Origin of the sequence: Pseudomonas sp. PS01300, assembly GCF_029960155.1 — a bacterium.
GTDB classification, from domain to species: Bacteria; Pseudomonadota; Gammaproteobacteria; order Pseudomonadales; family Pseudomonadaceae; genus Aquipseudomonas; species Aquipseudomonas palmensis.
This window is the reverse complement of record NZ_JASCPN010000009.1, coordinates 125,582-134,164: the sequence shown is the minus strand read 5'-3', so window position 1 is coordinate 134,164 and position 8,583 is coordinate 125,582. Positions and strand designations below refer to the sequence as shown.

Below are 8,583 nucleotides of genomic sequence, written 5' to 3'. Positions count from 1 at the left end.
AGATATCAGTCGGTTTTTGATGGAGCGGTACAACTGGCGGCGACCGCATCAATTCAACGAAGGGCTACCGCCTGCGGTCGCAGAGGAAAAACTCAATTCAGTGTCCGGGATCAGTTGACCACTACACGTAGACACTCCAAGCCTCACAGGCTGGGCAAGCTCCAGGCTTATTTGAAGGTGCACGGAATAGCCATAAAATAACGGCTCAATTACGTTTGCTCCAAACCACAATCCGCTTGGCTTCAGGTTTGACGGCCCCCACAAAACCCCTTGTAGCAAGTGCATCGATCAGTCGGCGATCCACATCATTAACCGGGAAATTCACACGCCTCTTTTTGAGTAAAGCCTGATACTCCTCACCCGCGAGTGGCAACACTTCAGCCACTTCTAGCCAATTGCAGCCCATTGAGAGAGCATGAATCAGTACGTTGATCCGCTGCTCTCTAGAAAGCGCCCCAGTCGGAAGCAGCCTTAGTATCGTCGGAAGGTAGGCCATCGGGAATCGCAATCCATCACGTGTTGCGCGATCACAAACCCCAGCCAATGCTTCAACGGCACCTTCGCATGTGTCATAGGCATCGCCGGGAATGCCCGACCAAATCTCGATGGCTTCAGCTGGCGAGCACACCTCTGCATTGCTGAGCTCAAGGGCCAACGACACCGGTAACGCTGACATGTCCATCTGATCACGGGCGACGCCCCACCGGTGGATGAGGTAAGCCCCTAGGTAAGAGAAAGCGTGATCGGTAATGAATGCCCGAATCTCCTCTCTGTACTCGACCATGTCACCGTTGGCGAACACCGCCCAACGATTGCCCGGCGCCGCGGTGTCCATGACAACGCCTGGGCTCAACACGACCTTCGAGAGAAGCGTGCGAAGGGTTGCATTGTCGACTTGCGGCGCGCGAATGAGGAACGTCTGCAAGACATCGTTGCGATTCGCGTCCTGCCATAATTCTTCAGCCAGGTCTTGAGCGTTGTGCTGGAGGAAATCAACGAATGTAGCCAGTGCCGACTCACCCAAATCGACGAAGTCTTCGGATTCTTTATCAGCTACAAGCGCCCGATTGAAATACGTCCAAGCCGCATCACCAAAAGGGTGAACACGTCCCGCCGTCAGGATCTTCGCCCATAACGAGGTCGGTACCGCGTCAAGGTCAGTCACGCTGCAGGTTGTCTTTTCGAGCAATACCTCCAGTGTGTAGGGTTCGCTCTGACAAAGTCCGAACAAGGCCACGAGCGATTCCGGTGTCTCTTCGAGCCCCCCCTCTTGGCTTACGAGCTGCGCCACGAAACCGTCCGGATCCTCCTCGATCATGCTGTCCAGGCCAGTAATTTCCAGCTTGCTGAGCCGTTGGTACGTTACCCTATCGCTCTGATTACCCGGATCCAGTGTCTGGCAGAGCAATTGCAGCATTTTGAGGTTCAGTGCCAAACACCCCCACTCCACCATTTGCCGCAGATCTGCAGCCGTGGCACTCGAATCAAGGTTAGAGAATTGTGCCGGCAGATCCCTGACCCACCTCCATCCGCTCTGGTTGCTCGCAATCTTCGCGGCGACAACCGATGCCTCACGAAGCTCACTGATGGCCTTCCGTAGCCCGCGAGACTTATCGTCGAGTGTTTGCATCTCCTTGGGTATCAGAACATCCAGAAGCGCAACGAGGAACTGCTGCCTCAATGTGGGTGCTTTAAACCGATCATGATTAAGCAGTAAAGGGATGAGGTCGCAGTCTGCGTCATAAGTGGCTCTTATGAGCGCCGTTGCCTGCAACCGAGGGGTAATCGATGCAACAGCCTCGGCGAAACGCTCTGTGTAATCATGACCACTTCGAAGGATTAAGCGGAGCTTGTCCTTCCTGGCAGCCGCGTCATCCTTGTGCGTGTGCAGTAGCTCATGGATGAGATCAACCATGATACCGCGCCCGCCATCTACCGACTCCAGATCCAGCTTTCTGGCCACAAGCTCCGGATTATGTATTGGAGTGGTTACATCGTACTCCTCACCCCGAACCATTCCCATTATGAGGTTCTTGTCCGACTGGGTGAGTGAGCCTTCGTAGAAATAGCCGAGGTAATCGACATAGTCAGTGTCGAAGAAGCCGCGGTGAACCAGGAAGACGATGAGTTCCAACCCCTTCAGACGCTTGGCAACTTCATTGCCGTACCCCATGGATACAATCTGTCGGAAGCCTGCCGTTTTGAGACGCTGCACTTTGCGTCGGTTCGTGTCGAACTGCTCATCCAGCTCATCAAACGAGGTCTGGAAAAGCTCCAGGCGCTCATCGTAACGAGCTGCTTGCAGAGCCTTTTTAGATAGGACGGCTTGTCCGACATCCTGCCAGTGTGAAATCACCATAGGTTGCACGCTTCGGCATGCTACAACCTGGGCGAACACAGGGTCAGATACGAAGTCCAATAGCGTGAAGGTAGTCCCGCCATCTAGCCGAACGTGGTTTGCAGTGGGTTTATTCCCAAGCTTCAAAATCTCAAACCAGACGGACATTCGCAAATGCTCCACGCTATCGGCCACCTCGTCTTCACGTGCTGCACGCTGATCCTTTAGCGCTTGAGCTTCCGTATCGAGTAAATCTGTTTGAGCTTTTACCCACATTGCGTAGCCATCAACGACGCCGTAGATCGCGCCCCGCCGCTTGACCAAGTCCGCATAGGCATTAGGGTGCAGGTTTCGAATCGCAACCATGGCAAACAGCTTGTTGGGATCCAGCTCCAGACCGTCCTTAGCCAGTACATTCGCGTAGACGTCATACTCGTTGACAATATTCTTGATCAGCCGCATTTCATCGATGTAGTAGCAAACCGTCTCTATGAGTTTGAGATTCAATCCATCATCGAGCGGTTTGCCGGCCACATGGCGCGCCTTCATGAGCTCGACCAGCTTTTCCCTGGAGTTCTCGGAGTTGATCACAGGGATGATGGGGATGATGAGGTCGAAGAATTTCGTCTTGTCCGTGACCGTGAACAGCTCATCACGGATGGCATAGACGAAATGGACAGAACGCCTGACCTGAGGTGATCGCTGGATGATGAAGTTGATCTCTCTCAGCCTGAAGAAGATGTCCTGGATGTCGAAACGATCCAGATCTTCAATGACCACTACGCTGATATCACTGCGCTCGAAGCAATAGAGGATCTCATCGACGTTTTTATGAAGCACCGATCCATGATGAGTCGCCTCAAGCTTGCCACCCTTGAGGGTCAGGCCATCGATGGTGAACAGGGACATGAACCTCAACCCCGAGTACAGCAGATAGACAGCACCGATAGCCACACCAGCCAGTGCTGCAGACTCGGGAACAACCATCAAGCCCTTGATCAGCCATTCCAGCGACACGGTTTTTATCATCGCGAGCTTGGGCACATAGAGCCTCAAAGCGCAGATGGCAAGCAGACTAAATCCGAGGGTGCGCATGCTGATACTGAGGGTTGAGGCCTGGGCAATCCGCTTCAGGCGAGTCTTGGGCACTTTCGCTGCGGGCACCGCATAGAGCAGTTGCTGGACGATGGTCTCTTCAATGCGATTGACTAGGTCGACATCGCCTGGTGTGTTCTCGCCCTCATTAGCAGCCGGCCCTTCAGGTTCCGAGTCAGGCTCAGAAGGTTGACCACTCGGCTGAGGTGTCAAACCCGAGGTGGGTTTGCTGAAGGTCGCAAGAGACACATAGGTGTGGTTGAACTGTGGATGATTGTTGAAGAACGTCTTCAACACGCTACTCTTACCGGCGCCATAGCTACCTGTGAGCGCGATGTTCAGAACATCTGGGTTTTCCAGTGCATGAAGCAGCTCACGCTCATACCGGGCCGATCGGCCATCCGTCACAATTACGGGTGTCAAGGGCTCAAAGAAGGGGTCAACGTTGTCCCCCCGGTGACGGGTAGAAAGCACCCTCCATGCAGATTTCCCTCCAAACACAAGTGCTTTCCACGCCAAGCCTAGACGACTTTTACTAGCTGCCAGCATCTACCCCGATCCCATGCAATGGCCTTCCGTGTCCCGCTGAGCAGGCGAATGACCGCTAATAGTCCAGTCGATGCAGCTTTGACGCTGCAACAATTCCATAGAGGCTATATGCCACATTCGGTCACGAAACACCACGTAAGCGCCCCTCTTGCTGAAGTGGACCCAGCTGAACCATGCCTGGATGGACGGGCGACGAAATGGATGACGGGAAGCTAGATCGATGAACACCTATCGATGAACAGATGATTTCATTTCAGGAGCACTGAGCTAGTAACATAGGGCTTTTGTGGCGTTTATGAACATTCGACATCGCCCACTTGTTAAATCGTGTGTAGCGTTGGTAAGTTCATGTACGTGATGTCTCGTACTGCCGGCATACTGCTTCATGACCTGGACATGCTCATCATTCGGCCTGGCGATTGCCTTGGAGTTCAACACGGTCGTTCAGCCGGTCCTGCATCGATGCACTGCACCGATGTAGGCTCCTTGCTCCTTCCCCACACCATGCCAGTCGCCAGCGCCTTCTCATGGGGAGATCTCATCTGAATCAACAGTCAGGTGCACACGATCCAAACCTGATCATCACTCCGGGTGGAACTCGATAGCCAGCCAGATGCAGTCCGAATCGGAGTAGTAACGGTGCCATGGGTACGTCGGAAGGCCGTTCTCTTCAACATGAGAGAACGGGTCATGGGTGTAGCCAGGCGCCATGACGATCTGCTCGTAGAGCGTGCTCTCGTCACGGTCCACAAACTTCTGGATGCGCCCTACCCCATGGATCTGAGTATGGATTTCCAGAAAGGGGTGCTCGTTATGCATGTAGCAATCAGTACCTGTCGGCGCCCACCACAGGTTGATGCGAACGTTGTAATCCCGGACATCAGCTGCCTCTTCACGCTGATTGGCGAAGACGAACGGATCAAGCTTCACCGACCCCACGTGGTCATAACGAGAGATGTACAGCGGAGTCGTACGAGGGAATTTGGCAAAGCGGTTGCCGAACCAATCCCATTCTCCAAAAACCAGCCCGCCCAGATTGGTTTCGGATTGAACACGCAAGACCGCGACGCGCTTGGCGCTGGTAATGATGCCGTTGAACAAGGTGGCCGACTTCCACCCTGGGATTACACTCGGTACCGGGCCGCCGATGTGCATGGGCTCATGGTCGAGGTTCACCACGACACCCCCTGCCACGGTAAAATTCCTGACGTTCTCAACAAGATAACTTTCTACAAACTCGTCCGAGAACTGCAATGGGCGCTGAATGTTAGTTTCCATGTGGTCATCCTCAATCTTCAAAAGCAAATGGGTTATAAACATGCAGTCTGCTCGCGGCCGTTTACCAACTAGCCGGCGGCCACACCATCATCATTCCCACCAATATTCTACTTGCGCACCAAAGTTACTACCATGATTAGCACCTCCAAACGGCCCCGTGGTAGACAAGGCTGATCCTTCTGCAATGGCATCAGCTGCACGCTGGGCAACATCGTTCCACCAGGCGTAGGTGTAATAGAATCTGATTTCAGGTCGATCCCAGAAGCCTGGGCCTTTAGGCGACCAGGTCGGCGCGACAGTGAATTTCGTCAGCTTGCGAGTGCCATCCGAAGCCTCTATCTGATCTCGCCCGATTTCTGTAACAATTTTGAATTGGTTCGTGATTGCATAGATGGGGCGCACACCCACGGATGTCCACTCCTGGCTTCCACCATCGTCCCGGATATCTTTCTGATATACCGCCTGAACCTGCCCGCTCCACTTTTCTGACATTTTCCAGTCAAAGTACTCGACCGCCCGCCAACTGCGATTAGTACGATCCAGGGTGACGTCACCGGTGTTGCCCAAGCCGGTTCCTGGCCCTTCACCGTATTGCAACGCGACGGTATTGACCCCACCCAGAAACGCATCCTGCTTGTGCTGCGCGGTCACGGCCCAACCACTGTTGCTGTCGTCTCGGCTCGGCTTGTCAAGAAAGCTGACGCCGAACTCAAGGTGACCATTGGGGTTGGAGCGAAAGCCACTTACGTTGAAGTCGTGCCGACTGACATCGTTCTTCTGGAACACGCTGTCTTTTCGCGAGAATGCGTAGCTGTATTTCAAGCCGTCGTATTCGAAGTTTTCGAGACCTGCGCCGGTAGCGCTTTGATCCCAATAATAGAAGTCCGAGATATGGATATCATTGCGCTTATAGAAACGACGACCCGCCCAGAGCGAACCACCGTTCAAGAAGCTGACATTGCTCCACTCGGTGTACATCTGGTTCATCCTGGCATAGCCGTAGTCGCCGGTAAAATCCAGTGAATGTCCATACGCATTGTATAACTGAGCCATCCCCTCAAGACTGACAACAGAACCGTCATCGAGCGTCAGGACATCTTGCCGCAAATCAAGTTCTATATACTGTTCACATTCGTTACCCAAACGATACTTTGAAGGTGCGCCGGGCAATTGAAAACAGGATTGCCTGCCCCCCGACGTTGCCCCACCTACCCCACTACGCATATAGCCGCTAAACTGCACTGCTTCTGACGCCGCAGACACACTGAATAAGACCGGAACGGCCAAGCAAATACGCTTACCGAGATTCATACCATTTCCTTTTTTCTTGTCATTAATTCGGATTGGCAGCACGTGACACGCATTGCGCGCGTCATAAAAGCGAAGTTCTAATCTTTATGGATTCTGACGGTGATAAGACACAGGCCGCCGAAGCGGCCCGGCCCGTATTACAAGACGGCTTAGAAGCCGCGGTTCTTGACGTACTCGTCGCGCAGGTCACCCAGGTAGGCGGGAACAGTAATGTCCCACCAGCCAGTCGGGTGCATGTTGCTGTACGGACGCTCGATGGAACAAATGGCCTCAACCAGGTACGGCTGACCGGATGCCATGGCGCGCTTGAGCGCAGCGCCGATTTGTGCAGGATCTTCAACGCGTTCGGCTTGTGCACCGAGCGACTTGGCGAAATCTGCGATGTTGGCCATGTAGCTGCTGCCGTCTGGCTTGCTGAAGTTGGTGATGATTTCGCGGTCCTCACCGAACATGTTCAGCTGCAGGTTGCGAATAGCACCCCAACCGCCGTTGTTGATGATGAGGAAGATCGCCGGAACCCCCATCATCACTGCAGTCGCCAGCTCCTGCCCGGTCTGCAGGAAGGCACCATCACCGCACACCGCTACAACGTGCTGGTTTGGCAGGCCCATCTGGGCGCCGATTGCGGCTGGTACAGCGAAGCCGATACCGGAGAAACCACCCGGGGTGATGTGCTGCTTAGGCCCATATACCGGAAACTCGTTGAAGACCTGGTTTTGCGGGTTGCTGGAGTCGGTAACGACCACAGTATCGCGTGGCAGTACCTTGCGTGCCTCGAAAAGCACCTGGGATACGCTCATCGGCGAGTGGTTGCAGGTACGCAGCGGATGCAGGTGCTCTTCCCACTTCGCCTTCAGCTCCTGCAGGCGCAGGAACTGAGGATCGCTGGTGTAGTCCTTGGCCGGTGCAGCCTCACGCAGGCCTGCCAGCAAGGCGTTCAGGATGGCACCGGCATCGCCCACGATACCGATTTCAGCTGGGTAGTTCTTGCCGATCTCGAAGCCATCGATGTCGATCTGAATCAACTTGGTCTTCGGAATATCGAAGGTCACACCTGGACGATACGACGAGGTGATACGGTCGCTGAAGCGGCAGCCAACGGCCAGAATGACGTCCGCTTCACGGGTCATGGCATTACCCGGGATCGAACCCAGGTCACCGCACGGCCACGCGTACAGCGGGTGGTCTTCAGGGATGGAGCCTTTACCCATGAAGGAAGTGGTTACAGCGGCGCCGACGTGTTCTGCAATGGCAACCAGGTCAGGGCTGGCATTGGCAGCAATTACCCCCCCACCGGCGACAATCACCGGGCGCTGGGCGCAAAGCAACAGCTTGACCGCGTTTGCGATGTCGACGGGGTCGCCATGCAGACGACCGTGAGAACGGTGGGTCTGGGGTGCTGGCAGATCAATTGCGGCCTCTTCGGCTTGCAGATCCTGCGGCATGTTGATCAGCGCCGGGCCACGACGACCTTCCAGCATGACGTTGAAGGCCTGGGTCATTACACCAGGGATCTGATCAACATGGCTTGGCTGCCACCAGCGCTTGACCACCGGCTCGGCCATACGTGGGAAGTTGTCCGGATGCGGACGATCCAGCTCCTGTAGAACGCCTTTACCCATCATGTAGGTGTGCACACCGCCGCTGATGACCAATTGCGGCAGGGAGTCGGCGAACGCTGTGGCGATGCCGGTCAGTGTGTTGGTGGCACCTGGGCCGATCGATGCGCAGACTGCGGCGATCTGGCCGGTCGCACGGTAGTAGCCGTCGGCCATGTGCGAAGCGCCTTGCTCGTGCATAGCAGGAACAAGTGCGATTTCGTCTTTGCGATCAACAAAAGCGTCGAGCAGCGCAGTATTACCATGACCAGGAATGCCGAATACGTAAGGCACTTTTTCGCGGATCAAGTATTCGACAATGATTTCGCCGCCGGTCATTTTCTTTTTTGTATCAGCCATTTGCTGTTCCTCATTATTAAATAAAAGCTACTGCGAGCTGGTCGCACACATCAG

4 protein-coding genes are annotated in these 8,583 nt (G+C 54.6%); all 4 read right to left on the bottom strand.

Going from position 1 to position 8,583, the window contains the following annotated elements:
- Window positions 1-205: 205 nt before the first annotated feature.
- The 4 genes from QMX96_RS07970 to QMX96_RS07955 all read right to left on the bottom strand — a co-directional run bounded on the left by QMX96_RS07970 (window position 206) and on the right by QMX96_RS07955 (window position 8,529).
- Window positions 206-3,982 (bottom strand): hypothetical protein, encoded by a 3,777-nt coding sequence (locus tag QMX96_RS07970; RefSeq protein ID WP_282361530.1) that lies wholly within the window; start codon window positions 3,980-3,982, stop codon window positions 206-208.
- Between the two features lie 582 nt (window positions 3,983-4,564).
- Window positions 4,565-5,260 (bottom strand): hypothetical protein, encoded by a 696-nt coding sequence (locus QMX96_RS07965; RefSeq protein ID WP_253086675.1) that lies wholly within the window; start codon window positions 5,258-5,260, stop codon window positions 4,565-4,567.
- 90 nt (window positions 5,261-5,350) lie between these two features.
- Window positions 5,351-6,484: a carbohydrate porin gene (locus tag QMX96_RS07960; protein ID WP_282361533.1), complete on the bottom strand. Its 1,134-nt coding sequence runs from the start codon at window positions 6,482-6,484 to the stop codon at window positions 5,351-5,353.
- Between the two features lie 236 nt (window positions 6,485-6,720).
- Entirely contained in the window at window positions 6,721-8,529 is a 1,809-nt protein-coding gene (locus tag QMX96_RS07955) for a thiamine pyrophosphate-binding protein (protein WP_282361529.1), read from the bottom strand.
- Window positions 8,530-8,583 lie beyond the last annotated feature (54 nt).

What these genes read in the sequence shown, in the direction of transcription:
- QMX96_RS07970 (WP_282361530.1), bottom strand. Translation starts at nt 3,982, where the DNA reads ATGCTGGCAGCTAGTAAAAGTCGTCTAGGCTTGGCGTGGAAAGCACTT.
- QMX96_RS07965 (WP_253086675.1), bottom strand. Translation starts at nt 5,260, where the DNA reads ATGGAAACTAACATTCAGCGCCCATTGCAGTTCTCGGACGAGTTTGTA.
- QMX96_RS07960 (WP_282361533.1), bottom strand. Translation starts at nt 6,484, where the DNA reads ATGCGTAGTGGGGTAGGTGGGGCAACGTCGGGGGGCAGGCAATCCTGT.
- QMX96_RS07955 (WP_282361529.1), bottom strand. Translation starts at nt 8,529, where the DNA reads ATGGCTGATACAAAAAAGAAAATGACCGGCGGCGAAATCATTGTCGAA.